At 62.2% G+C, this 26,422-nt stretch carries 21 protein-coding genes; 13 read left to right on the top strand and 8 right to left on the bottom strand.

Translation table 11 applies throughout. From position 1 onward, the window contains the following. Positions 1 to 405, top strand: a 405-nt coding sequence (locus tag GGI60_RS18945) for an AMP-binding enzyme (RefSeq protein WP_409527270.1), incomplete at its 5' end; no start/stop codon positions are given. Between the two features lie 109 nt (positions 406 to 514). Here GGI60_RS18945 and GGI60_RS18940 read toward each other — a convergent pair. Continuing rightward, complete coding sequence (locus GGI60_RS18940) at positions 515 to 739, bottom strand: DUF1674 domain-containing protein (RefSeq protein WP_010027923.1); 225 nt, start codon at positions 737 to 739, stop codon at positions 515 to 517. 110 nt (positions 740 to 849) lie between these two features. Here GGI60_RS18940 and htpX point away from each other — a divergent pair, with 110 nt between their 5' ends. From htpX to purH, 4 genes are all read left to right on the top strand, one after another. After that, positions 850 to 1,806, top strand: a complete 957-nt coding sequence (gene htpX, locus GGI60_RS18935; RefSeq protein ID WP_183917686.1) for a zinc metalloprotease HtpX — start codon at positions 850 to 852, stop codon at positions 1,804 to 1,806. Then, entirely contained in the window at positions 1,797 to 3,197 is a 1,401-nt protein-coding gene (locus GGI60_RS18930; protein WP_183917684.1) for an RsmB/NOP family class I SAM-dependent RNA methyltransferase, read from the top strand. The genes htpX and GGI60_RS18930 overlap by 10 nt, the downstream gene beginning before the upstream one ends. Positions 3,198 to 3,402: 205 nt before the next feature. Then, positions 3,403 to 5,076 (top strand): heparinase II/III family protein, encoded by a 1,674-nt coding sequence (locus GGI60_RS18925; RefSeq protein ID WP_183917682.1) that lies wholly within the window; start codon positions 3,403 to 3,405, stop codon positions 5,074 to 5,076. 71 nt (positions 5,077 to 5,147) lie between these two features. Next, positions 5,148 to 6,764 carry a bifunctional phosphoribosylaminoimidazolecarboxamide formyltransferase/IMP cyclohydrolase gene (purH, locus tag GGI60_RS18920; protein WP_183917680.1) on the top strand — a complete coding sequence of 539 codons (1,617 nt, stop codon included), beginning with the start codon at positions 5,148 to 5,150 and terminating at the stop codon, positions 6,762 to 6,764. A gap of 18 nt (positions 6,765 to 6,782) precedes the next feature. On the opposite strand, the gene GGI60_RS18915 is transcribed toward purH, so the two are convergent. The 3 genes from GGI60_RS18915 to GGI60_RS18905 are packed head-to-tail and all read right to left on the bottom strand — an operon-like array spanning position 6,783 to position 13,227. Continuing rightward, entirely contained in the window at positions 6,783 to 8,171 is a 1,389-nt protein-coding gene (locus GGI60_RS18915) for an MFS transporter (RefSeq protein ID WP_183917678.1), read from the bottom strand. A gap of 24 nt (positions 8,172 to 8,195) precedes the next feature. After that, positions 8,196 to 12,971: an NAD-glutamate dehydrogenase gene (locus GGI60_RS18910; protein WP_183917676.1), complete on the bottom strand. Its 4,776-nt coding sequence runs from the start codon at positions 12,969 to 12,971 to the stop codon at positions 8,196 to 8,198. Then, positions 12,931 to 13,227 carry a hypothetical protein gene (locus GGI60_RS18905; protein ID WP_183917675.1) on the bottom strand — a complete coding sequence of 99 codons (297 nt, stop codon included), beginning with the start codon at positions 13,225 to 13,227 and terminating at the stop codon, positions 12,931 to 12,933. Before GGI60_RS18905 ends, GGI60_RS18910 begins: the two co-directional genes overlap by 41 nt. 15 nt (positions 13,228 to 13,242) lie before the next feature. On the opposite strand from GGI60_RS18905, the gene pdxY reads away from it, so the two are divergent. The 3 genes from pdxY (at position 13,243) to GGI60_RS18890 (ending at position 16,545) form a co-directional block, all read left to right on the top strand. Then, the gene (gene pdxY, locus GGI60_RS18900) at positions 13,243 to 14,118 is read left to right on the top strand and encodes a pyridoxal kinase PdxY (protein WP_183917673.1); all 876 of its coding nucleotides are present in this window, start codon (positions 13,243 to 13,245) and stop codon (positions 14,116 to 14,118) included. A gap of 71 nt (positions 14,119 to 14,189) precedes the next feature. After that, positions 14,190 to 14,831 carry a carbonic anhydrase gene (locus GGI60_RS18895; protein ID WP_010031455.1) on the top strand — a complete coding sequence of 214 codons (642 nt, stop codon included), beginning with the start codon at positions 14,190 to 14,192 and terminating at the stop codon, positions 14,829 to 14,831. A gap of 94 nt (positions 14,832 to 14,925) precedes the next feature. Continuing rightward, positions 14,926 to 16,545 carry a GGDEF domain-containing protein gene (locus GGI60_RS18890; protein ID WP_183917671.1) on the top strand — a complete coding sequence of 540 codons (1,620 nt, stop codon included), beginning with the start codon at positions 14,926 to 14,928 and terminating at the stop codon, positions 16,543 to 16,545. A 53-nt stretch (positions 16,546 to 16,598) separates the two neighbouring features. Here the strand turns inward: GGI60_RS18890 and GGI60_RS18885 are convergent, their stop codons facing one another. From GGI60_RS18885 to GGI60_RS18875, 3 genes are all read right to left on the bottom strand, one after another. Continuing rightward, a complete protein-coding gene (locus tag GGI60_RS18885; protein ID WP_183917669.1) occupies positions 16,599 to 17,423 on the bottom strand; it encodes a lytic transglycosylase domain-containing protein in 825 nt (274 codons plus the stop codon). A 169-nt stretch (positions 17,424 to 17,592) separates the two neighbouring features. Next, entirely contained in the window at positions 17,593 to 18,627 is a 1,035-nt protein-coding gene (locus tag GGI60_RS18880; protein ID WP_183917667.1) for an aspartate-semialdehyde dehydrogenase, read from the bottom strand. 112 nt (positions 18,628 to 18,739) lie between these two features. Next, positions 18,740 to 18,970: a hypothetical protein gene (locus tag GGI60_RS18875; protein WP_183917665.1), complete on the bottom strand. Its 231-nt coding sequence runs from the start codon at positions 18,968 to 18,970 to the stop codon at positions 18,740 to 18,742. 68 nt (positions 18,971 to 19,038) lie between these two features. Between GGI60_RS18875 and GGI60_RS18870 the strand changes: the two genes are divergently transcribed. From GGI60_RS18870 to GGI60_RS18850, 5 genes are all read left to right on the top strand, one after another. Continuing rightward, positions 19,039 to 20,793, top strand: a complete 1,755-nt coding sequence (locus GGI60_RS18870; protein WP_183917663.1) for an alkaline phosphatase — start codon at positions 19,039 to 19,041, stop codon at positions 20,791 to 20,793. A 94-nt stretch (positions 20,794 to 20,887) separates the two neighbouring features. Beyond that, a complete protein-coding gene (locus GGI60_RS18865) occupies positions 20,888 to 21,349 on the top strand; it encodes a hypothetical protein (RefSeq protein WP_183917661.1) in 462 nt (153 codons plus the stop codon). Positions 21,350 to 21,357: 8 nt separating this feature from the next. Beyond that, on the top strand, positions 21,358 to 22,050 hold the full coding sequence (locus GGI60_RS18860) for an ABC transporter ATP-binding protein (protein ID WP_183917659.1): 693 nt from the start codon (positions 21,358 to 21,360) through the stop codon (positions 22,048 to 22,050). After that, complete coding sequence (locus GGI60_RS18855; RefSeq protein ID WP_183917657.1) at positions 22,047 to 23,348, top strand: FtsX-like permease family protein; 1,302 nt, start codon at positions 22,047 to 22,049, stop codon at positions 23,346 to 23,348. The genes GGI60_RS18860 and GGI60_RS18855 overlap by 4 nt, the downstream gene beginning before the upstream one ends. Before the next feature lie 213 nt (positions 23,349 to 23,561). Continuing rightward, entirely contained in the window at positions 23,562 to 25,448 is a 1,887-nt protein-coding gene (locus GGI60_RS18850; protein WP_183917655.1) for an MFS transporter, read from the top strand. A gap of 40 nt (positions 25,449 to 25,488) precedes the next feature. Here GGI60_RS18850 and lpxE read toward each other — a convergent pair whose 3' ends face one another. Then, positions 25,489 to 26,241 carry a lipid A 1-phosphatase LpxE gene (lpxE, locus tag GGI60_RS18845; RefSeq protein ID WP_183917653.1) on the bottom strand — a complete coding sequence of 251 codons (753 nt, stop codon included), beginning with the start codon at positions 26,239 to 26,241 and terminating at the stop codon, positions 25,489 to 25,491. Between the last annotated feature and the right edge of the window lie 181 nt (positions 26,242 to 26,422).

The raw sequence follows: 26,422 nt of genomic DNA, 5'->3' as shown, positions 1-26,422 counted from the left end.
GACGTGCTCAACGTCTCGGGCCATCGGCTTGGCACCGCGGAGGTGGAATCCGCGCTCGTGTCGCACAATCTGGTTTCGGAAGCCGCGGTCGTCGGTTATCCGCATTCGATCAAGGGCCAGGGGATCTATTGCTATGTGACGCTGATGGCCGGCCACGAAGGGACGGACACGCTTCGCCAGGAACTGGTGAAACACGTCCGTGCCGAAATCGGCCCGATCGCCTCGCCCGACAAGATCCAGTTCGCCCCCGGCCTGCCGAAGACCCGCTCGGGCAAAATCATGCGCCGCATCCTGCGCAAGATCGCCGAGGACGATTTCGGCGCTCTCGGCGATACCTCGACACTTGCCGACCCGGCTGTCGTCGATGATCTGATCGCCAACCGGCAGAACAAGGCGACCACCTGACACACAGAGCCGCTCCGACCATCCGAGTTCCCGGGGCGGCTCATTTTACATTGCTGGCTGATTTTAGGCGGCCTGCACAAGGCCCGGATTCGGGCTCGACAATCGTTGCCTAGAAATCGATCGCCCGGCCATTGATCTCGTAATCACCGAAACGGGCCGGCTCGGCTCCGCCGCGGCCGCCGATCTCCGGCGGCAGGTCCAGCGGCTTCTGGTGCTTTCGCCGCTCCTCGGCCTCGGCAAGCGCACGCTGGGCCGCCGGGGACAGCATTTTGCGCGGCGGCTCCGATCCTTCGGCCGTCGGCGATTGGCTATTGTCGTTATCGGCGTCCTGCATGGCTTCTCCTGCCGGAAAACATTGAAAATGGCTGGTGAATAACCAAATCATAATGCGCCGGCGCCGGGATTAAAAGCTTGCGGCGCCGAAATCGGAGTTGGAGATTCGCAATGAACCTCGTTCGCACTGCCATGTTGCTTGCCTTCATGACGGCGCTCTTCATGTTTGTCGGCTTTCTGATCGGCGGTCGGGCCGGCATGATGATCGCATTCCTCATTGCCGCCGGCATGAACTTCTTCTCCTACTGGAATTCCGATCGCATGGTGCTTTCGGCCTATCGCGCCCAGCAGGTCGACGAGCGCAATGCGCCGGAATTTTTCGCGATCATCCGTGATCTCGCCCACAATGCCGGCCTGCCGATGCCGAAGGTCTATCTCTACGACAGCCCGCAGCCGAATGCCTTCGCCACCGGCCGCAATCCCGAAAATGCCGCCGTCGCCGCCTCGACGGGCCTGCTCCAGGCACTGTCTCCTGAGGAAGTCGCCGGCGTGATGGCGCATGAGCTTGCCCATATTCAGAACCGCGACACGCTGACGATGACGATCACGGCAACGCTTGCCGGGGCGATCTCGATGCTCGGCAATTTCGCCTTCTTCTTCGGCGGCAATCGCGACAACAACAACAATCCGCTCGGTTTCGTCGGCGTCCTCGTGGCGATGATCGTGGCGCCGCTCGCCGCCATGCTGGTGCAGATGGCGATCAGCCGCACGCGCGAATATTCGGCCGACCGTCGCGGCGCCGAAATCTGCGGCAATCCGCTCTGGCTCGCGTCGGCGCTCGGCAAGATCGCCCGCGGTGCCGCCCAAGTGCCGAACGAGGATGCCGAGCGCAATCCGGCGACGGCGCATATGTTCATCATCAATCCGCTTTCCGGCGAGCGCATGGACAATCTGTTTTCGACGCATCCAGACACGGAAAACCGCATTGCCGCGCTGCAGGAGATGGCGCAAAGCGGCATGAATGTCTCGACGGGACCGGTTCGTGCTGTTAATCCGACGCGCAAATCGCGCTCTGTTCCGAATACGGGTCGCGGTGGTTCGCAACCGCCAAGAGGTCCGTGGTCTTGAATTCAGACGGCACGAGAAAGCCATTCCGTAAACAGAAACCTTCCACCGACCGGCCGGCCGGCCGATCGGCGCCGGCCAAGCCCGGCCTGCAGGCCCGGGCCGCGGCGGCAAAAATTCTCGCCGCCGTCGTCGACCGCAAGCTGCCGCTCGACGGCGCTCTCGATCACGAACATGGCAATCCTGCCTATAAGGCGCTCGGCGAAAGCGACCGGGCGCTTGTCCGCGCCATTCTGAACACGACGCTGCGCCATCTGCCGCGCATCGATGCGGCGATCGCCTCGCTGCTGGAATCGCCGCTGCCGGAGGGCGCGCGGGCGCTGCATCACGTTCTGGCAATCGGCGCGGCGCAGATTCTCTATCTCGACGTGCCCGATCATTCGGCCGTCGATCTTGCCGTCGAACAGGCCAATCAGGATCCGCGCAATCGCCGTTTCGCCAAGCTTGTCAACGCCGTGCTGCGTCGGCTCGGCCGCGAAAAGGACGAGGTGTTGGCGGAGATCGGCAAGGTCGCGCCGATGCCGTTCTGGTTCCTTGCACGGCTGGAAAAGGCCTATGGCCGCGACGCGGCGCTGGCGATCTCGCAATCGCAGCTCGAGCCGGCGGCGATCGATCTGACCGTCAAATCCGACGCCGAAGGCTGGGCAAAGAGGTTGAACGGCGTTGCGCTGCCGACGGGCGGCGTGCGGCTCGCCGCCTTCGACGGCGGCATTCCGTCGCTCGAGGGCTTCGATGAAGGCGCCTGGTGGGTTCAGGATGCGGCGGCAAGCATTCCGGCCAGGCTTTTCGGCGATCTCTCGGGAAAACGTGCCGCCGATCTTTGTGCCGCGCCGGGCGGCAAGACGGCGCAGCTCATCCTTGCCGGCGGCACGGTCACCGCACTCGATCAGTCTGAAAGCCGGCTAAGACGGCTGCGCTCGAATCTCGATCGGCTCGGCCTGACGGCGGAAACGGTCGCGGCAGATCTGACGACATTCAAGTCGCCAGAAGGCTTCGATGCGATCCTGCTCGACGCCCCCTGCTCTTCCACCGGCACGACGCGCCGGCACCCCGATGTGCTGTGGACCAAGGGGCCGGAGGATATCGCCAGGCTGGCGGCGTTGCAGGAGCGGCTGCTGCGTCATGCGCTGACCTTGCTGACGCCCGGCGGCATGCTGGTGTTTTCAAATTGCTCGCTCGATCCCGCCGAGGGCGAGGAGGTTGTCGCCCGTGTTGTTTCCGATACGGGCGCGATCGAGCGCGTTCCGATCAGCGCGGGCGACTGGCCCGGCCTTGAGGCAGCGATCACGCCGCTCGGCGAATTCCGCACGCTTCCGACCATGCTGAAAATGCCTGAGGGCATCGCCTCCGGCCTCGACGGCTTTTACGCGGCCGTGCTGCGGCGAGCGGGCTGACCAACCTCAAAGGTCGGAGCAAAGTATGCGGGGATTTGAAATCCTCGCATCATCGCCACGGTGCGTTGTGAACCGTCGAATGATCTCAACTGAAATGCAGTAATTTGCGTATATTCGAACTTTGTCACGAATTAATTCATTGCGGGCGATGAAATCGGCCGCTTTTCACCTATTCTTAACCACGAGGGTCAATAGACAATAGAATATGCAGTCCGGTCGGCGTTTTGCGAGCATGTATGTTCGGGAAGCTTGGCGGCGCGCCTTGCGCCGCGTCGCGCTGCTGCGCCTGAAGCTCTTTCGCCATTCGATCAAAGTACCTGAACGCCTGATCGTCGCGCCGACCGATCTGCGCGGCATCGATCCGCATGTGGCCGACGAAATTCTCAACGGACGGTTTCTCCTGGCCGGGCGGATGTTGGAGACGAACGGCAAATCGCCCTTTACCTTCACCCTGCCCTCGCGCCCCTTCGCGACCCGCCTTCACAGCTTCGGCTGGCTGCGGCACATGCGGGCGCACAAGACTGAACGCAACTCGGCCGCCGCCCGCGCCATCGTCGACAGCTGGCTTTCCGTTCATGCCGGCCGCATGGAAGGAATTGCCTGGGAGACCGACGTCACTGCCCAGCGCGTCATCGCCTGGCTGTCGCATTCGCCGGTCGTGCTGCAGAATGCCGACCGCGGTTTCTATCGCCGGTTCATGAAGTCGCTGGCGTTTCAGGTCAGGTTCCTGCATCGCATGGCGCCCTATACGCTCGGCGGTCTGGAGCTGTTTCGCCTGCGCATTGCGCTCGCCATGGCCTCCGTCGCCATGCCGACCCGCGCCTCCACGCTCAAACGGGCGGCCCAGGCGCTCGACCGCGAATTCGATAGCCAGATTCTGCCGGATGGGGGCCATGTCTCGCGCAATCCGCGCGCCGGGCTTGAACTGCTGCTCGATCTGCTGCCGCTGCGCCAGACCTATGTCAATCTCGGCCATGATCTGCCGCAAAAGCTGATCTCCGGCATCGACCGCATGTATCCGGCCTTGCGGTTCTTTCGCCATCAGGACGGGGATCTGGCGCTTTTCAACGGCGCGACGTCGACGCTCGCCAATGAACTGATGTCGGTGCTCAGATATGACGAGACCGCCGGTCAGCCGTTCAAGGCTTTGCCGCAGTCGCGCTATCAACGGCTTGCCGGGGGCAAGACAATCATCATTGCCGATACCGGCACGCCGCCTTCGGGAGGCGCGTTGCGCAGTGCGCATGCCGGCACCCTCTCCTTCGAGATGTCGTCCGGCCGCCATCGCTTCATCGTCAATTCCGGCTCGCCGAAATTTGCCGGGCACCGCTATGTCCAGATGGCGCGCACCACCGCGGCGCATTCGACCGTCATCCTCAACGACACATCGTCCAGTCGCTTTTCGCTCTCGCCCTTCCTCAACCATGCGATTACCGAACCGGTCAGGACCGTCACCGTCGAGCGTGCCGAAACGGAGGATGGACGCGACGGCATCAAGCTCGGCCATGACGGTTATGTGCGAGCCTTCGGCGTGCTGCACGAGCGCGAAATTACGCTCAATGCGGCGGGCACGATCGTGACGGGCCGCGACCGGCTTGTCGTCCGTGAAGGATATGAGATTGACGAGCCGGTGAAGGCTGTCGCCCGTTTTCACGTCCATCCTTCGATCGTCCTGCAGCAGAGTGACGGGGAGTCGGTGCTGCTGACGGCGCCGGACGGCGAAAGCTGGCTGTTTTCCGCTCCCGGCAATGAAGTGCTGATTTCCGAGGATATTTTCTTTGCCGACAGCTCCGGCATTTGCGGCTCGGACCAGATCGAGATCGATTTCGATCTTGCCGAGAAGACGGAAATCCGCTGGTTTTTATCCCGCAAGGGATAGCGCCTGTTTGCGCGGCGGCGAAGCTGTGCTAACGCGGCGCAAGCAGAACCGAAGCCGAACGGAGAAAGTTCATGGCCGTCATTTCCAAGAAGATCCCCGCCCCGGACCAGGTCGAAATCAAGACCGCGCTCCTCTCCGTCTTCGACAAGACCGGCGTCGTCGAGCTCGCCCAGGCCTTGTCTGAAAGAGGCGTGCGCCTGCTGTCGACCGGCGGCACCTACAAGGCGATTGCTGCGGCCGGTCTCGCCGTCACCGATGTCTCCGACATCACTGGTTTTCCGGAAATCATGGATGGACGCGTCAAGACGCTGCACCCGACAGTGCATGGCGGCCTGCTGGCGATCCGTGATGACAGCGAGCACCAGGAAGCGATGAAGAAGCATGGCATCGAGGCCATCGATCTCGCTGTCATCAACCTCTATCCCTTCGAAGAGGTGCGCGCGGCCGGCGGCGATTATCCGACGACCGTCGAGAACATCGATATTGGCGGCCCGGCGATGATCCGGGCATCGGCCAAGAACCACGCCTATGTGACCATTCTGACCGATCCCAACGATTATGCCGAGTTCAAGGAGCAGCTTTCGGCCGATGCCGGCAAGACGGCCTATGCCTTCCGCCAGCGCATGGCCGCCAAGGCCTATGCCCGCACCGCGGCTTATGACGCTGCGATTTCCAACTGGTTTGCCGAGGCGCTGTCGATCGACACGCCGCGCCACCGCGTCATCGGCGGCGTGCTGAAGGAAGAGATGCGCTACGGCGAAAACCCGCACCAGAAGGCGGCCTTCTATGTGACCGGCGAAAAGCGTCCGGGTGTTTCGACGGCTGTCCTTCTGCAGGGCAAACAGCTCTCCTATAACAACATCAACGACACCGATGCCGCCTACGAGCTCGTCGCCGAGTTTCTGCCGGAAAAGGCGCCGGCCTGTGCCATCATCAAGCACGCCAATCCCTGCGGCGTCGCCACCGGTTCGAGCCTGGTCGAAGCCTATCAGCGGGCGCTTGCCTGCGATTCCGTTTCCGCCTTCGGCGGCATCATCGCGCTCAACCAGATATTGGACGCCGAAACGGCCGAAGAGATCGTCAAGCTCTTCACCGAGGTGATCATCGCTCCCGATGTCACCGAAGAGGCGAAGGCGATCGTCGCCCGCAAGCCGAACCTGAGGCTGCTGTCGGCCGGCGGCCTGCCCGATCCGCGCGTTGCAGGGCTGACGGCGAAGACCGTCTCCGGCGGCCTGCTGGTCCAGAGCCGCGACAACGGTATGGTCGAGGATCTGGAACTCAAGGTCGTTACCAAGCGTGCGCCGACGGCGCGGGAGCTCGAGGACATGAAGTTTGCCTTCAAGGTCGGCAAACATGTCAAATCGAATGCCGTGGTCTATGCCAAGGACGGCCAGACGGCCGGCATCGGCGCCGGGCAGATGAGCCGGGTCGATTCCGCCCGCATCGCCGCGCTGAAGGCCGAAGAAGCCGCCAAGGCGCTCGGCCTTGCGGTTCCGATGACAAAGGGGTCGGCGGTTGCCTCGGAAGCCTTCCTGCCCTTTGCCGACGGTCTTTTGTCGATGATTGCCGCAGGCGCGACGGCGGTCATCCAGCCGGGCGGCTCGATGCGCGACCAGGAAGTCATCGATGCCGCAAACGAGCACGGCATCGCGATGGTCTTCACAGGCATGCGTCACTTCCGGCACTAGGCGCGTGCCGGAGAACCGTCAGGCGTGGTCGGCCGGATAGGGCGTGCGGATCAAGAGCAGCAGGCCGCCCGCGAGGAACAGGATCAGTGTCGCCATTCCGAGCCTCGGTGATCCGCTGAGATAGGTCACCAACGAGAAGAGCAGCGTCGCCATGAAGCTCGTGGCGCGCCCTGAAAGCGCGTAGATGCCGAAGTAGCGGCCAGCTTCCTCCAGGCTGACGCTGCGGGCGAGATAGGAGCGCGACGAGGCCTGCACCGGCCCGAAGGCGAGCCCGACCAGCAGGCCATAAAGGATATACGCCTTTTCCGCAGCGGTGCCGAAGAGACCGCCGGAATCGCCCGTCGGCAGCGGCATCAGGCCAAACAGCGTGTAGCCCGGCCCGGTCGAGATGATGCCGACGGTGGCGAGAAGCAGCGTGGTGAGGCTGATGACGACAGTCACCTTCGAACCGACGCCCCTGTCGATCCGGCCGGCGATCAGGCAGCCGAAGATGGCGATGACGTTGAGGATGATGCCGTAGAGGCCGATCTCGATCGTCGCCCAGCCGAACATGCCGGCTGCAAACACGCCGCCGAGGATCAGCAGGCCGTTGACGCCGTCCTGATAGATCATGCGGGCAATCAGGAATTTCAGGATGCCGCGCCGCTCTTTGAGTTCGCCGAGCGTGTTTCTCAGCTCCCGCAGGCCGGCGCGGATGGCAGTGCCGAAGGGCAGGCCTCTGCCTACATCGGGCGTGAAGAAGAACATCGGCAGGATGAAGATCAGGTACCAAACGGCCGAGATCGGCCCGGTGATGCGCGCATCCTGGCCGGTCTTGGGATCAAGGCCAAAAAGCGGGTCGAGACCGAGAACGGTCTTGCCGCTTTCCGGGCTTGCCGCCAGAAGCGTAACGACGGCAATCAGCACGATGATGCCGCCGAGATAACCAAGCCCCCAGGCTGTGTTGGAAAGCTTGCCGACCTCATGCTTGGCGACGAGGCGCGGCATCATCGAATCGTTGAAGACGATCGAAAACTCGGCCGAAATCGAGGCGAGGATCATGAAGATCACGGGATAGAGGACAGGCGAACCCGGGGCGGCGAACCACAGGCCGAAAAGGCTCGCGATCTTGATGATCGCGAAGAAACCGATCCAGGGTTTGCGTGCGCCGGACTGGTCGGCGATGGAGCCGAGAACCGGCGAGAGCAGGGCGATGATCACCGAAGAGATCGTCGCCATGTTGCTCCACGTCGTCTGGGCCGACACCGGGTCATCGGTCAGGCGCGAGACGAAATAGGGCCCGAAGATGAAGGTGGTGACCACGGTGAAGAAGGGCTGCGCCGCCCAATCGAAGAACATCCACCCCCAGATGCCCTTCTCCGTGGCTTTCGGCGGCTGCGTTCCTGTCCAGTCTATGCGATTCAACATCCGCTCCTGTTTTGGCGGACTGTCTCACCTCGCCCGGTCGCGCGCAAGATCGGTCAGGATACCTGCAGCCACGGTAATACGCGCGAGATTGGGGTCGCCGCTGTCGCTGAGGCTCGAAAGCTCCTCGACGATGCGGTTGATGCGGACACGATCGTGGGCATGCCAGGCCTGGACGGGCAGCTTTTCCTTGCCGTGGTCGGAAAGGGCCGAGATGACGATGTCGCGCCGGGCGCTGGCGATCTGGTCAATGCTGCGGGCAAGCGCCAGATTTTCGTAGTGGTCGGAGGTGAGGATCCGGCCACCGGCCGCCAGCAGCCGGGCAATCCGGAAGGTCTTCGACACTGCGAAATAATTCTCGGCCGCACGCACCAGCGGCTCGCCGGTGCGCTCGGCAATCTGCATGATCTCCGGCACCAGCGCGAAGCTCTGGAGGTCGGCGATCTCGGCAGCTAGCTTTTCCGGCACACCTGCCTGGGCATATTCCGCCTGGCGTGCCGCAGCATCGGCGGCTGCCTGCTCGGCGAAAGAAGGCCTCAGCTTCTTCAGGGCCGCCTGCAGCCGGCTAATCACCTCCGCCATATCGGCCTTGGTCATGGCGGTTTTCAACAGCAGCCGCGTGAGCACGATAAAGCTGTGGCTGATTTCCTCGTAGATTCGGTTCTGCACCTCGCCCGATATCGTACCGTCGAGTGCATCCGTCTCGGCCCAGAGCCGGGTGAGATCGAAACCATCGCGGGCAACGATTGCAGCGCGCACCACTTCCGGCGCCGAAGCCGCCGTGGCGTCCATCATGGCGACGATGAAGCTGGGCCCGCCGCGGTTGATCGCTTCGTTGGCAAGCACGGTCGCGATGATTTCACGCCGCAGACGGTGGCTGGCGATATCGCCGGCGTTCGACTTCTGCATTTTGACGGGGAAATACTTCAACAGCGTCGACGCAAAATAGGGGTCGTCGGGTAGCTCGCTTGCGGCGAGCGCGTCGAAGAGCACGATCTTGGCATAGGAGACCAGCACGCCGATTTCCGGCCGCGTCAGCGGCTTGCCGGCAGTATAACGTTCGGCGAGGGTCTGGTCGTCGGGCAAGGTCTCGACCTTACGGTTCAGCTGACCGGCCCCCTCGAGCACGCTCATGAAGCGGCCGAGTTCCAGGCCGTTGGCCGTGCCCTTGCGCTCCGTCAGCGAGATCGCCAGCGACTGGAGATAATTGTTGCGCAGCACGAGGGCCGCCACTTCGCCGGTCATCGAGGAAAGAAGCTGGTCGCGTTTTGCCCGCGTCAGCCGCCCGTCATGCATGGCGGCGGCCAACGCGATCTTGATGTTGACCTCGACGTCAGAGGTGTTGACGCCGGCCGAGTTGTCGATCGCGTCGGAATTGCAGCGCCCGCCGTTGAGACCGTAGGCGATACGGCCCTTCTGGGTGACGCCGAGGTTTGCGCCCTCGCCGATCACCTTGGCGCGCACCTCCGCCGCCGTGATGCGGATGGGGTCGTTGGCGCGGTCACCGACCTCGGTATCGGTTTCGGACGACGCTTTCACATAGGTGCCGATGCCGCCGAACCAGAGCAGGTCGACCGGACTCTTCAGGATCGCCGTCATGATCTCAAACGGCGTGGCGACGGCTTTGTCGATGCCGATCGCAGCGACCGCTTCCGGCGTCAGCGTCACCGATTTCGCTGCGCGGGAAATGATCATCGCTCCTTTCGAAAGCACGTTTCTGTCGAAATCCTGCCAGCTCGAGCGCGGGAGGTCGAAAAGCCGCTGGCGTTCTGCCAGCGTCTTTTCCATGTCGGGATCGGGATCGATGATGATGTCGCGGTGGTCGAAGGCGGCGACGAGCCGGATCTTCGGCGAGAGCAGCATGCCGTTGCCGAAGACGTCGCCCGACATGTCGCCGACGCCGGCGACCGTGAAGGGGGTCGTCTGGATGTCGATGTCCATCTCGCGGAAATGGCGTTTGACGGTTTCCCAGGCGCCGCGGGCGGTGATGCCCATCTTCTTGTGGTCGTAACCGGCCGAGCCGCCGGAGGCGAAGGCGTCGTCCAGCCAAAAGCCGGCTTCCTGCGCCAGCGCATTGGCCGTGTCGGAGAAGGTTGCCGTGCCCTTGTCGGCAGCGACGACGAAATAGGGGTCGTCTCCGTCGAGCCTAACCGTATCAGCCGGCGACACGATCTCGGCCCCGGAGATATTGTCGGTGATCGAGAGCAGGGTGCGGATATAGGTCTTGTAGGCCTCGCGGCCGGCGTTGAAGATTTCGTCGCGGCTGCCGCCGGCAGGGAGCTTTTTCGGATAGAAGCCGCCCTTGGCGCCGACCGGCACGATGACGGCGTTCTTGACCTGCTGCGCCTTGACGAGACCGAGCACCTCGGTGCGGTAATCCTCGGCGCGGTCCGACCAGCGCAGGCCGCCGCGCGCCACCTTGCCGAAGCGCAAATGCACGCCTTCGACCTCGACGCCGTAGACGAACATCTCGCGGAACGGTTTCGGCTGCGGCAGCCCGTCGACCAGATGCGGATCGAGCTTGAAGGCGAGCATCGCTTTCGGCGAACCATCAGGGTTTTTCTGGAAATAATTGGTGCGCAGCGTCGCATCGACGATGTTGACGTAGCGGCGCAGGATGCGGTCGTCGTCGAGGCTCGGCACCTCGGTGAGCTCGGCCTCGATCGCTTGGTGCAGCTCGGCGAGCTTCTTCACCCGGGTCTTCTCCGGAAGCTTGGGATCGAGCGTGTCGTGGAACAGCCGGAAAATGGCGGCAGCGACATCAGGATATTTGTCGAGCGTCGTTGCGATGTAGTCCTGCGAATAGGCGATACCGGCCTGGCGGAGATAGCGCGCATAGGCGCGCAGCACATTCGTCTCACGCGCCGAGAGCCCGGCCGAAAGGATCAGCCGGTTGAAGCTGTCATTGTCTATCGTACCGGCGAAGGCGGCGACGAAGGCTTCCTCGAGGGCGGCGCCATAACGATGCAGGTCGATGTCGCGACCGTTACGGGTCTCGAGCTCCATGTCATGCAGCACGACGAGTTTGGTTTGGCCGTCGGCGACCGGCACCCCGATATCGAAGGTGCGTTCGCTGACAACATTGAAGCCGAGGTTCTCGAGAAGTGGCACGCGCCGTGACAGGGCCAGCTGACCGCCGGCGTGGAAGATCTTCAGCGAAAGGATGCGGCCCCGTTCTTCCTGACGATGATAGAATTGGATGCGGAGCGGCTCGCCGGCGGCGCAGGCGCCGATATCGGCGAGGTCCGCCACGGTTTCCTCAGGGGTGAAGGAATCCTGGAAGGCTTGGTCGACCGATATTTTCGGCGCCTTCGGCCCGGCCAGCGCTTCGAAGCGGTCGTCCCAGCGGGCGGTGATTTCGCGAATCGTCTGCTCGAGCTTGGCTTGCGGTATGCGTGGCGTCTTGCCGCCGGAGCGACCGATGATGAAATGCACGCGCGCCACGCCGCCTTCGGGGAAAGCCGGGTAATAGGCGGAGACACGCCCGTCATAGACGGTCTTCAGATAGGTACCAATCCGCTCGCGGACGATCGAATCATATTCCTCGCGCGGGACATAGACGATGACCGAGACAAAGCGGTCGAAGTGGTCGATGCGCGGCAGGACACGAACGCGCGGCCGGTCGGCCAGGTCGTTGATCTGCTCGGCAAAGCTTGCAAGCAATGTCGTGTCGATCTGGAAAAGATCGTCGCGCGGATAGGATTCCAGCGTGTTATCAAGCATGCGGCCGGAATGGCTCATCGGGTCGAAGCCGAAATGCTCCTTCACCTTTTCGATCTTGGAACGCAGCAGCGGGATTTCCGAGGCGAACGAGGTGTAGGCGGTCGAGGTGAAGAGGCCGACGATGCGCAGTTCGCCGATGACATTACCCCCGGCGTCGAAACGCTTGACGCCGACATAATCCATATAGGCGCGGCGATGGACGATCGATTTCACATTCGCCTTGGTGACGATCAGGAAGTCGGGGCCGTCGAGGAAGGCGAGGATCTCGGGCGTCGTGGTCACGGCATCCTTGCCGGTGCGCAGCACGAGAACATCGGGATTGGAGAGGATGCCGAGGCCCGTGCCCTTGTCGCGCTCGACCTTGGCATCGGCACCTTTGCCGGAATAAATATATTCGCGCATGCCGAGGAAGGTGAAATTCTCGTCGCGCAACCAGGTCAGGAACGCCACCGCCTCGGCGTGTTCGGCCTTCCTGCGGCCGGCCGCGTTCGCCGAAAGCTCGGCGATCACCCCGTCGAGCTTGGAAAGCATCGGCTTCCAGTCCGAGACGGACAGACGGACCTGTTCAAGCACGGTCTGGATGCGATTGACGAGATCGGCAGCCTGGCTGGAATTCAACGGGGCGATATGAAGCTGGATGTGGCTGACGCGCGTCGCGGGATCACTCGGCTGGTCGGCGGAATAGAGCGTAGGCGCCTTGCCCTTCTCCATTATGAGGATGGGGTGCACGGCCATGAAGAGATCACGGTGGGTGCTCGTTACTTCACCCATCACCGATTCATAGAGGAAAGGCATATTCCGGTCGGTGACTGAAAGCACCGAGACGGCAATGCCGTCAGGCGCCACACCGCCGATGGTGTCGATACTGACGCGCGGGGTCTTGCTGTTCCAGGCGGCAAGTTCTTTCGCCGAATGTACGGCAGAAAGCGCCAGCATTTCAGGCGTGTACCGTTCGAGATCGTCATTGCTTGCCCGGCCGAAGAGAATTTCCGGATCGAGATGCGCCTCGCCCCTCTCGTTGGCGATCTTTCGCGCGCCTTCAATCTGTTTTTCTCGTTTCGGATTGTTTCTGGCAGCCATGGATCGCCTCCCGCAATGGACTGATTTTCTGCAAGCTAGCAGAAGATTCTTCGAAAAAATCTCTAAAATGGGGGCCAGCGGGATGGTTTTGATGCTTTTTGACGTCGGAAATGGGAAATTGTCGGGGATTTTTCCGATTTTCGTAGCCAAAACAAACGTGGACGGCCCTCTTTTTTCCTCCGCCGCACATTTCCATGCTCACGTGAAGAATGGTTGACAGCGCAGCGTCAAAAAGATCATCAAACGCCATCATCATTCGGACTTCGGTATCATGTCGGAAAATGCAGCGGGCGCAGTCATCGTCATTTCCAGCCATGTCGTGCGCGGCTCGGTGGGCAACCGGGCGGCGGTGTTTGCGCTGGAGACGCTCGGCCATCCGGTCTGGGCGCTGCCGACCGTCGTTTTGCCCTGGCATCCCGGCCATGGCCGTTCGACGCGACTGACATTTGCGGAAGCCGATTTCGACGCAGCGATCGACGATCTGATCCGTGCGCCCTGGATCGGTGAAGTCCGGGCGGTGCTTTCGGGCTATTTCGGCAATGCCGCCCAGGCGCGCTCCATCGCCCGGCTGATCGCTGCTCTCCGGCAAAACAATCCCGAACTGCTCTATGTCTGCGATCCTGTCATGGGCGACCTCGGCGGGCTCTACGTGCCGGAAGCCACGGCCGAGGCCATTCGTGACCATCTCATCCCGCTCGCTTCGCTGGCGACGCCGAACCGCTACGAGCTCGCCTGGCTGTCGGGAGCAGCACTTGACGACAATAGCGCGATCATGGAGGCGGCGTTGGCGCTCGGACCGTCGCGTATGCTCGTCACCTCGGCGGTGCCGATGATGGCGGGCGGCACCGGCAATCTCTACCTCTCCGGTCGTCACGCGCTTCTTGCCGAGCACCGCGTTGTCGAGAACCCGCCGAATGGTCTCGGCGACCTGCTCGCCGCGGTTTTTCTGTCGCGCCTGCTGTCCGGCCTCGAGGATGAAAAGGCGTTGCAGCTTGCCACCGCCAGCGTGTTCGAAGTGCTCGCGCGTGCCGTCAAGCGCGGCAGCAACGAGTTGATGCTGGCAAGCGACGCGTCCAGCCTTTCGACGCCGATGGCCATGGTGCAGATGCGTCGGCTCGTCCACCCGGCGCAGCGGCAGAAAAAATGACGCATCTTCCAGAATGCTCATTTTGCGGTGCAGCAGTTGATCTTGTCTTCCGCGCGCGGTAATTCACTAGCATGCAGCGTTTCCCAAACACCCTTCTGGACGGCTATCGCAACTTTATGAACGGGCGTTACGCCGACGCCCGTGACCGATATCGGCAACTGGCCGAAAACGGTCAAAGTCCCAGTACGCTGGTGATTGCCTGTTCGGATTCACGTGCGGCTCCCGAGCTGATCTTCGATGCCGGCCCGGGCGAGCTTTTCGTTATCCGCAACGTTGCCAATATGGTGCCGCCCTACGAGCCGGACGGTCATTTCCATTCGACGTCGGCCGCGCTCGAATTTGCCGTGCAGGCGCTGAAGGTCTCGGATATCGTGGTGATGGGCCACGGCCGCTGCGGCGGTATCCGAGCAGCACTGGATCCGAATGCCGAGCCGTTGTCGCCGGGCGATTTCATCGGTCGCTGGATGTCGCTGGTCAAACCGGCAGCCGAGCAGATCCAGAGCAATGATGTGATGACGGCTGCCGAGCGGCAGACGGCGCTGGAGCGTGTCTCGATCCGCAATTCGATCGACAATCTCAGAAGCTTTCCCGATATCAAGGCGCTCGAGGAAGCGGGAAAAATGCATCTCCACGGCGCCTGGTTCGACATATCGACGGGTGAACTCTGGGTCATGGACGCCGAAACGCGTGATTTCATTCGCCCCGAGATTTAGGGATCAACGGGTTTATCAGTTTTTTAAGGATTGCTGTTAACCTCCCTGAATTGGTCGCGCACGACCGACGTCTTGATCACCGTGGCGATTGGCGATGAAGTTCGAAACCATCAAAAAGGTTATTCTGGCGGCCATCTTGCTGCCCTTCGTCTTCATGCTCATCGAAGGCGTCGTCGTCATCCGGACTTCGCTGACACAATACCGGAACCTCGAGAAAGACCGGCAGTTCGCCGACGTGCTTGCCCGCGGCGGGTCCATCGCCGCCACGGAGATCCTGAGTGAAATCGGCGCCACGCGCCGCTATCTCGCCCATCCCAGCAGCAGGAACGCGATCGACATGCAGCGCAGCCGGGCGACGCTCGACAACGAACGCCGAGCTTTTTACGCCAGCCTGCCTTCCCGCGAGGCGTTCGATGAAGGGCTCGTGGACGAATTATCGGCTCTCGGCCTCGCCTATAGCCGCATCGTCGCCGCCCGAAGCGCCGTCGACCAGGGTCGCTATGCCGGGGGCGATCCCGGTGCCATCTACTGGTACGCAGCTCTCAAGCAGCTTGCCGTCGTCGATGCGCTCTCCCCGCTGATCAACGATCCGGTGCTGCTCGAGAAATCCAACCAGCTGATGGGCATCATGCTGACCTACTACGGCGAAAGGCTGATCACCGGGATTGGCACGCGTTATCTTGAACGGGGCCCTTCCGCCAGATTTCCGGTGGAGCTGTTGGTGCAGGGAAAAGTGATGATCGGCGAGGGTATGGACCACATGGTCTTCCACTCCGCGGCGCCGATCGTGCGCGATATCGTCGGCTATCTCGGTCGCAGCAGCCAGGTGAAGGCGAATGCCATCACCGATGCGATCCTCGCCGGATCGCGGCCGACGCGCGCAATACGTGACGTCTGGGCCACGGCGCAGAACGAACGCATGAGCTTCCTGCAGCAGAAGATGATCGAGGCCGCCCGAGATATTCACGACACCGGCGAGAACTTTTCGACGCGTTCGCACCTGCATTTGACGCGGATCCTGGCGCTATGCGCTGGTCTGCTGATCCTCGCGACATTGGTGATGGTGCTGGCGGCAAGGGGTTTGCGCCTGATCGACCGGCTGACGCAGGATCGGGAGGCGCTGGTGGCGGAGTTGCGCAACGCTGCCCAGACCGACCTCTTGACCGGCCTGTATAACAGGCGCGGCTTCGAGGTCGCCGCATCGGCGCTTCTCACCCAGGCCGAACACGGGTCACGCTGGATATCCGTCGTGCTGTTCGATCTCGATCATTTCAAGAAGATCAACGATGTCAACGGTCATGATGCCGGCGACGCCGTGCTTCGCCATGTCGCGGGCATCGCGCGCCAGAATTTCCGCTCCTTCGATCTGCTGGTGCGTCATGGCGGCGAGGAGTTCCTGGCGCTTCTGCCCGATTCGATACCAGCCGACGCTGCCATCGTCGCCGAGCGGGTGCGGCTGGCGATCGAGATGGCGGAAATCCCTTTACCGAGCGGCGATCTGCTCAAGGTGACGGCGAGTTTCGGATGCGCCGGCCGGGCAAACGATGGCGCCAGCCGGAGCTTCGAGGATCTTGTCAAACGCGCAGATCTGGCGCTTTACGCCGCCAAGGCCTCCGGCCGCAACTGCGTCGTTTCGGGGCCGGTCGTTCCGGCTCCGCCGCAAGAGGAACGCCGCAAGACGGCCTCCGGCGGTGGTTTCGATTCCCGCCTATGAAAAACGCCGCATCTTGCCGCGGCGCTTTTGCGGGATCGTTGCCAAATGAAGGCCTATCTGCCGCCGTCGATCTGCTGGCCGATATAGGCAATCGCCTGCTGATAGACGCTGGCCGCGTTCCAGCCCTGGATGGCAGCGAAATTCGGCTCTCCCGGCTGATAGCCGGCGCCGGCCTGCCAGCCGTGGCCCTTGAGAAAATTGGCGGTCGAGGCCAGCGCATCGGCGCGGGAACCCACCATGTCGACACGGCCATCGCCGTCGCCGTCGGCGCCGAAACGCACGACGTTCCTCGGCAGGAACTGCGTCTGGCCGATTTCACCATGGGCGGCACCCTTGGCCTGCGGGCTCAGATACCCCTCCGAGACGAGCTGGAGCGCGGCATAAAGCTGGTCGGTGAAATATTCGGAACGACGGCAGTCATAGGCAAGGGTCGAAACAGCCGACAGCGTATGCTGGTTGCCCATATAGCTGCCAAAACCGGTCTCCATGCCCCAGATGGCGATCAGCGGGCCGGCGGGAACGCCGAAGCGGCGTTCGATCGAGGCAAAAAGGGCCTGATTGGCCGCCTTCATCGAACGACCCCGGGAAATGACGGCGGCACCGCCGCGCTTCTGCATGAAGGCGTCGAAGGAGAGCTTGAAGCTTTTCTGGCCGCGGTCGGCGGCGATCGTCGGCTTGTTGTAGTTGACGTTGGCGAAGGCGCGGCTGAGCACCGATTGGCTGACGCCATTGGCCGCTGCCGTCTGCTTGAAATCGGCAACCCAGGCGTCGAAGCCGGCGCTGGTATTGCCACATTGCGGTCCTTGCGCGAATGCCGGTACCGCGTGGAGGACGCCCATTGCCGCAGCGGCCGCCAGAAACAACTTTGTCATGCGCATTGAGAAACCCCGCTCTCGATCTGCATAGTTTTTAAGCGGGCAAGAGAATGCCAGCCACTCGCGATTTTGTCACGATCACCTTTTATCGAGCGCTTATACAGTCGTGTTTGCCCTGGAAAAAGCCCCGCTCACCGAGCAGGGCTTATCATCTTATGGTTTACAAATGGTATCAGGCTGCCTGCTTGCGCGGCTTGACCAGGCCGCGATTGACGAGCAACTCGGCGATCTGGATGGCGTTCAGCGCCGCGCCCTTACGCAGATTGTCGGAAACAACCCACATATTGAGGCCGTTTTCGACCGTCGCATCCTCGCGGATGCGCGAAATGTAGGTCGCATCTTCGCCGGCGGATTCGTAGGGCGTGATGTAGCCGCCGTTCTCGCGCTTGTCGATGACGAGGCAGCCGGGAGCGTCGCGCAGGATGTCGCGGGCCTGGTCGGCGGTGATCTCGTTTTCGAACTCGATGTTGACCGATTCCGAATGGCCGATGAAGACGGGCACGCGCACCGCCGTGCAGGTCACCTTGATCTTCGGATCGAGCATCTTCTTCGTCTCCGCCAGCACCTTCCACTCTTCCTTGGTGTAGCCATCCTCCATGAAGCTGTCGATGTGCGGGATGACGTTGAAGGCGATCCGCTTGGTGAACTTCTTGTTCTCGATCGGATCGGCGACGAAGACGGCGCGTGTCTGGTTGAAGAGTTCGTCCATCCCGTCCTTGCCGGCACCGGAGACGGACTGGTAGGTCGAGACGACGACGCGCTTGATCTTGGCGAAGTCGTGCAGCGGCTTCAGCGCCACCACCAGCTGGGCGGTCGAGCAATTCGGGTTGGCGATGATATTGCGCTTGGTGAACTGGCTGATGGCATCCGGGTTCACTTCCGGCACGATCAGCGGTACGTCGGCGTCGTAGCGCCAGGCCGAGGAATTGTCGATAACAACGCAGCCCTGCTGGCCGATCTTCGGCGAGAACTTCTTGGAAACCTCGCCGCCGGCCGACATCAGGCAGATGTCGGTGTCGGAGAAATCGTAGTTCTCCAGATTGGAGACCTTCAATGTCCGGTCACCGTAGGACACCTCGGTGCCCTGCGAACGCGCCGAAGCGAGCGCCACGACCTCATCGGTGGGGAAGCCTCGTTCGGAGAGGATGTTGAGCATCTCCCGGCCGACATTTCCCGTCGCTCCTGCAATTGCTACTTTGAAACCCATTTCTCAAGCTCTCTTTCTCTTCTCTCCTCTGGTCCGGTGAGGGGGAAAGGCGCGACGGATCGCGTCTTCCTGTCCCCAGCCGAGCCGGGGAGAGAGCGGCAGGCCAGAGACTTCAGACGGTTTTCGTCGTCGTTTTGGCCTTGGTTTTGGCAGAAACCGGAACGGTAATATCCACCCCGGCAACCCGTGCCCGGTCATCGCATGCGGCAATGGCGTGTTCGTCGCGAACCATGGAGATTCCTTTACCGCTGTTGCTCTTAGAAGGTTTTCCACAGGAGTCAAGGTTTTTGCGCCGACAGCTGCGAGGGGGAAGGAGCGGTGTCGTCCTGCAGCGCCTTGTCATGCCGCTGTCATCACCCGGGGGTATCCCGACCCGGTTGTTAAGATCTGCAACGAAAACGGGGGTTTTCCATGCGTATGCTTCTCGCCGCCTTTGCGGCCACCACCATCCTCGCGGGCGCCGCTCAGGCGACGACGGTCTACCCGCTTGATCGCGCGACGATCCTTGTCGGTTCGCCGTTCGACTTCAAGGTCGAGCTCAACAAGCAGGTCAAGCCCGAAGACGTGAAGATCACGGTCAACGGCCAGGATTACAAGACCGTCCTCGGAGTGGAGGCTCAGTTCGTCGAATTGGAAAAGGGCAAGGAAGACAAGGCCCTCGGCTCCGCCCTGCTGCTGCGCGGCCTGAAGATTTCCGCTCCAGGCGACTACAAGGTAGAGGTCTCTGCCGGCGACGAAACGAAGTCGGTCACCTGGAACGTTTACGAAACCGCCGGTCAGCCAAAGGCCAAGAACATCATCTTCCTGCTCGGCGACGGCCTTTCCGTCGCCCATCGCACCGCTGCCCGCATCATGTCCAAGGGCATGACCGAAGGGAAGGCGAATGGCCGCCTGAACATGGACGATCTCGATCATATGGCTTTCATCGGCACGTCATCGACGAATGCCGTTGCCACGGACTCGGCCAACACCATGTCGGCCTACATGACCGGCCACAAGACAGCCGTTAACGCCCTCGGCGTTTATGCGGACCGCACACCGGCCTCGCTCGACGACCCGCGTGTCGAAACCATCGCAGAAGCCATTCGCCGCACGAGCAAGAAGTCGATCGGCATCGTCGCGACGTCCGAAGTCGAGGATGCAACGCCGGCCGCGGTTGTTTCCCACACCCGCAACCGCAACGACAAGGCCGACGTTGTCGGCATGCTGCTCGAGGTCAAGCCGGAAGTCATACTCGGCGGCGGCTCGGCCTATTTCCTCGGCAAGGAAGTCGCCGGTTCCAAGCGCAAGGATAACCAGGATTACATCAAGCTGTTCCAGGATGCCGGCTACAAGCTTGCAACCGATAAGAACGAGCTTGCAGCCAATGCGTCGGCTGACGGCAATCTCCTCGGCCTCTTTCACACCGGCAACATGGACGTCACCCTCGATCGCGAATTCCTGAAGAAGGGCACCGTCGATAAGTTTCCGAACCAGCCGGGTCTCGTCGACATGACCAAGGTCGCGCTCGACCGCCTCTCCAAGAATCCTGACGGTTTCTTCCTGATGGTCGAAGGCTCCTCGATCGACAAGATGTCGCATCCGCTCGATTGGGATCGTGCGGTCATCGACACAATCGAATTCGACAAGGCGATCGGCGTTGCCCGCGAATTCCAGAAGGCGCATCCGGATACGCTGATCGTCGTCACCGGCGACCACACGCATGGCGTTTCGATCATCGGCACCGTCGATGACGAGAAGCCGGGCACGGAGATGCGCGAAAAGGTCGGCACCTATGCCGAAGCCGGCTTCCCGAACTACAAGGACGAAAACGGCGACGGTTACCCCGACAAGATCGATGTCAGCCGCCGCCTGTTCCTCAGCGCCAATAACGGCCCTGACCATTACGAAACCTTCCGTCCGAAGCTCGACGGTCCGTTCGTTCCGGCTGTCCAGAACGAAAAGAAGGAATATGTCGCCAATGAACAGTACAAGGATGTTCCGGGCGCGGTCCTCGTTCAGGGCAATCTGCCGAAGAGCAGCGAGAGCGGCGTCCATGCTGTCGACGACGTCGTTCTGCAGTCGGCCGGTCCGGGCGCCGAAGGCTTCCATGGCTACATGGAACAGAGCGACGTCTATCGCGTGCTCGCCGATACCTTCGCCCTCGGCGCCAAGCAAACGAACTGATCTCTAGACGCAAGGCCGCTTGTCGGCCTTGCGTCTTTCGTCGATCATGGTCCCGGCCGTTCAAGCGGCGGGGATTTGTTTCCTGGAGGTTGCCATGGACATGTTCTCTTCGCTGCATCTCAGCCGCCGCCGGCTGATCGGCGCTGCCGTTGTGCTCCCCTTCACCGCTCACGGCGTTCGTGCCGCCAGCGCTTTGCTCTCTTTTGACGAGCTTTATGGCAAGTTCGGCGTGCTCGGCCTTGAGTTCTCCGATAAGGTCAAGCGCCTCGCCGGCCAGGAGATCAGCATGAAGGGCTTCATGGCGCCGCCGCTGAAGGCCGAGGCGCAGTTCTTCGTGCTCACTGAAGTGCCGATGTCGCTCTGCCCCTTCTGCTCTTCCGATGCGGACTGGCCCGACAATATCGTCGTCGTCTATCTCGGGGAGAAGCAGACCTTCGTGCAGCCGCGCCAGACGATCGAAGTGCGCGGCACGCTGGAATATGGTTCCTGGACGGATCCGGAAACCGGCTTCGTCAGCCTGCTGCGCATCCGCCAGGCCGAATATTTCGCCGTGTGAATATCCAAATGCTCGCGCTCGATATCGAAAACCTTGATGTTACCTTCCCGGGGCTCGCCTCGCCGGCGCTGGCGATCGGCCGCCTGTCGATCGATGCCGGCAGCAGGGTTGTCATCACCGGGGCGTCCGGCTCCGGAAAGAGCACCTTCGTCAATATCGCTGCCGGGCTGGAGCGGGCTCGCCAGGGCCGCATCCGCTGGAACGGCGAGGATATTGCCGGCTTTTCAGAAAGCCGGCGCGACCGGTTCCGCGCCGCCAATATCGGCCTAGTCATGCAGGAGTTTCATCTTTTCCCAGGTCTGTCAGCACTTGAAAACGTGCTTCTGCCCGCCCGGCTTGCCGGCGCCGCCACGGCCGCCGCCATCGAGCGGGCGCATGCGCTTTTGAACACGGTCGAACTTTGCCGTCCCGGCCAGAAGATCGAGACCATGTCCCGCGGCGAGATGCAGCGGGTGGCGATCGCCCGCGCGCTGCTGCGCAAACCCGGCGTCATCATCGCCGACGAGCCGACCGCAAGCCTCGACGCCGAAAGCGGCGGAGCCGTGGGCGATCTCATCCTCGATCTCGCCATTGCCGAAGGCAGCACGCTGATCATCGTTTCGCACGACCAGCGGCTCGCCGGCCGTCTCGACCGGCGCATCACGCTCAGCTCCGGCCGAATCAGCAAGGATGCCATTGCCGCTGCGGGGGAGGCCGCATGATCCGCTTCATTTGCGCCGACCTTCGCCGCCTGTGGGCGGGATCGCTGGTTGTCGTGCTCCTTGTGGCGCTTGCGACCGCGCTCGGCGTCTCCGTGGTCCTGCAGGAGCGGGCGCTTCGGCTCGGCAGCGCGCGCGCCGCCGACAAGTTCGATCTCGTCATCGGCGCCGGCGGCAGCGAGACGCAGCTCGTGTTGTCCTCCGTTTTTCTGCAGCCCTCGCCCCTGCCGCTGATGCCGGGCGAGGTGCTGGCCAGGCTTGCCGCCGATCCACGTGTGGACTGGGCGGCGCCGATCGGCTTCGGCGATTCCTTCTCCGGCTATCCGATCGTCGGGACGACGGTAACGCTGGCCGAGAAGCTGTCCGGCGGCTTTGCCGAGGGCAAGGTTTTCGCACAGGAGGGAGAGGCGGTAATCGGCTCCGCGGTCAAGCTGCAGCTCGGCGGTGAAATCAAGCCAATGCATGGCTCGGCCGAAGAAGGCGGCGAGACCCATACCGAACTCATCTATCATGTTGCCGGCCGCCTGCGGCCGACGGGGACGGCCTGGGACCGGGCCGTTCTCGTTCCGATCCAGGCCGTCTGGCATATCCATGGCATGGAGGCGCATGAGCCTGCGGAGGAGGGCACCGGGCACGATCATGAGGCGGCGTCCGTCACGGCTACCGGCGACGAGCATCAAGAAGCCAGCGATCATAACGCTGGGGATGAGCATCACGGCGAGCCCAATCCGGATGCCGCGCTCAACGAGAACTGGACTGCGGACACTCCCGGCCTTCCCGCGATTCTCGTCAAGCCGAAGACGATCGCCGATGCCTACAAGCTGCGGCAGGACTTTCGCAGCGGCAATACGGTCGCCGTCTTTCCCGGCGAGGTGCTGACCAATCTCTACGCCACGCTCGGTAACGCCAAGCAGATCCTCGTCGCGGTCGCCGCCGGGGCGCAAACTCTCGTCGCCGCCTCGCTGGTGCTGGTCACGGTCATCCACATCGGCCAGCGCCGCCGCCAGATCGGCGCGCTCAGGGCCTTCGGCGCCCCGCGCGGGGCGATCTTGGGCATCGTCTGGCTCGAATTCTTCTTCCTGTTGGCGGTCGGCATCGGGCTCGGATTGGCCTTCAGTTATGCTGCGGCGCTGACTTTGTCCGGCCTATTCTCCGAGACGAGCGGTATCGCCATGCCGGTCGGCTTCGCCCGTGAAGACGCCGGGCTTGCGGCGGCACTGCTCGCCTTTGCCGCAATTCTTGCCGCCCTGCCGGCGGCGCTCGCCTACCGGCAATCGCCGGCGCAGGCGCTGAGAGCGTAACGTCCAGATCGCAAACCGCAGTAAAACTTCCTTCCAACGGAGCACGATGCGCGCGACAAACCGCCCTGCTGTTAGACTAAAGTCATAATCCCAAAGCATCCCTCTTTTTGATCTGCCGTTTCTGGCACACTCCCGTCAGGCGTGTCGCGGCCAGGAGTATGCTTGAGGAGAGTAGGCCGCGCGCATTGCTCATCACTCTGTGGAGGACAGACAATGGCAAATGTCGCAAGCATCGACGGCGCGAAGGCCGGTCCGATGACCGGCGAGGAGAAGAAGGTCATCTTCGCCTCTTCGCTCGGCACCGTTTTCGAATGGTATGATTTCTATCTCTACGGTTCGCTCGCCACCTATATCGGCGCAACCTACTTCACCCAATATCCAGAGGCGACGCGTAACATCTTTACGCTGCTCGCCTTTGCCGCCGGCTTCCTGGTGCGTCCCTTCGGCGCGCTGGTATTCGGCCGTCTCGGCGATCTTGTCGGCCGCAAATACACCTTCTTGGTGACGATCCTGATCATGGGCATGTCGACCTTCCTCGTCGGCATTCTGCCGGGTGCCGCCAGCATCGGCATTGCAGCCCCGATCATCCTGATCGGCTTGCGCCTGCTGCAGGGCTTGGCGCTAGGCGGTGAATATGGCGGTGCGGCAACCTACGTCGCCGAACATGCGCCGAACGGGCGCCGCGGCTATTTCACCTCCTGGATCCAGACGACGGCGACGCTCGGCCTTTTCCTGTCGCTGATCGTTATCATCCTGGTTCAGTCGCTGATGGGGCCGGTTCAATTCGCCGCTTGGGGCTGGCGTATTCCGTTCCTGGTTTCGGTCGTCTTGCTCGGTATTTCCGTGTGGATTCGCCTGAAGATGAACGAATCGCCGGCGTTCCAGCGCATGAAAGCGGAAGGCAAGGGCTCCAAGGCGCCACTGACCGAAGCTTTCGGGCAGTGGAAGAACGCCAAGATCGCACTCATCGCACTTCTCGGGGCCACCATGGGCCAGGCAGTCGTCTGGTATGGCGGCCAGTTCTATGCGCTGTTCTTCCTGCAGAACGTGCTGAAGGTCGACCTCTTCTCGGCCAATGTCATGGTCGCTATTGCGCTCTTCCTCGGCACGCCATTCTTTGTCATCTTCGGCGGTCTCTCCGACAAGATCGGCCGCAAGCCGATCATCATGGCGGGCCTCCTGATTGCGGCGGTGACCTATAACCCGCTGTTCAAGGCGATGACCTGGACGGCCAACCCGGCGCTTGCCGAAGCACAGGCCTCGGTCCGTGCGACGGTCACGGCCGATCCCGCGGACTGCAAGTTCCAGTTCAACCCGACGGGTACGGCGAAGTTCACCAGCTCGTGCGACGTGGCGACGGCGTTCCTGACGAAGAACTCGGTGCCTTATGACGTCGTGGCCGGCCCTGCCGGACAACCGGCGACGGTGAAGGTGGGTAACGCGACGGTGCCGAGCTTCGACGCCGCTGCTGCTGGCGACAAGGCGAAGGGCATGACTGCCGCCTTCGAAAAGAGCATCAACATCGCGCTTCACAATGCCGGCTATCCGCTGAAACGCGCCGTCGCCAAGGTGCCGGATGCCAAGCTCGATGCCTTCATCGCCGCCAATCCGGAACTGGCGCTCAATGCCGAAGCTGTCCGCGCCGGCGAGAAGGAAACCATGCCGGCGGCCAAGCTGGTCGAAGGCAAGCTACTGACGGCGGATGAGGCCAATGGCGTCACCGATATGGCGGTCTACAACATCGCCAACGGCGGCACCTTCGCCATGACCGCCGATCCCGCCCGCGTCAACTGGATCGGGACGGTCGCCATCCTGTTCGTCCTCGTCCTCTATGTGACGATGGTCTACGGCCCGATTGCGGCACTTCTGGTCGAACTGTTCCCGACCCGCATCCGCTATACCGGCATGTCGCTGCCCTATCACATCGGCAATGGCTGGTTCGGCGGCTTGCTGCCGGCGACGGCCTTCGCGATGAGCGCTGCGGCGGGCGATATCTATTACGGTCTCTGGTATCCGATCGTCTTTGCGGCGATCACCCTGGTGATCGGCCTGATCTTCCTGCCGGAGACGAAAAACCGGGATATCCACGCAATGGATTGATGGCGCGCGCGTCTGAGAAGCTCGAGAAACGGCCCGGCGCTCACAAGGCGCCGGGCTTTTCCATGTCAGGGAAAAGGCGCTTGGCGAGCGGCCAGCCATCCGGCGCCAGTTTGAAGAGCAACCCGCAGCGGGCAAAGACGATCGCCATCAACAGCGAGAACCAGGCGCCGAAGGCAAGGCCGGCGATGACATCGCTCGGATAATGGGCACCGACCATGACACGCGTCATGCCGAGCCAGATGGCGCAGGCGATGAAGGCAACGCGGTAGCGCGGAAACAGAAGCGCGAAGGCCGCGAAGAAGGCGCCGACCGTGGTGGAATGGCCTGAGGGAAAGCTTTCGAAAGCGGAATGGCCCGAAAAGGGCGTGAAAGAAAACATGCCGTAATCGTGGAAGTGATCGGGACGAGCCCTTCCGATCGCCCGCTTTAGGAAATTGGCGAGAAGCCCAGAGAAAACGACCGTGGTGAAGAGATAGGCGCCGATCCAGCTGACGTAGAGTGCCTGCGCCCTCGAGCGCGCCGTCGTCAGAAGCTTGTAGCCCGCCCTGCCCTGGAAGAAGAGCAGGATACTGGTAAGGATCAGCCAGGCGGAATCGCCGAAACCGGTCAGGAGCTCGCCAAGCTGCTTCACCGGAGCGGGAGGTTCGCTGGCGCCTATCGGCGCATCGAAGAGCAGCATGGAAAGGATCACGGCATTGATCGTGATGAAGAGGCAGGCCTGCCAGCGCAAAGGCGGCATGGCAGCGTCGCTTCGGCGCCAGCGCCTGTCCAGGGAAGTCCAAAATGCCCTCATGCGTCGTCCGTTCGAATTGGCATGGCCGAAAATCGATTCCAGTTCTCGGTCATGCGCTCGTGAAATCCCGCGCAAAAATACACGAGATTGTGGCCGAGGATAGTCGGCTCGGAGAATTCAAGCGTTGCGGCCGCCGACTTCAGAAAAAGCAGCCCTCCGCCTGGATGCGAAGGGCTGATAC

The organism is Rhizobium lentis (assembly GCF_014200175.1).
Classification (GTDB): domain Bacteria; phylum Pseudomonadota; class Alphaproteobacteria; order Rhizobiales; family Rhizobiaceae; genus Rhizobium; species Rhizobium mulingense.
The sequence above is the reverse complement of the archived record's forward strand: the minus strand, read 5'-3'. Positions and strand labels throughout refer to the sequence as shown.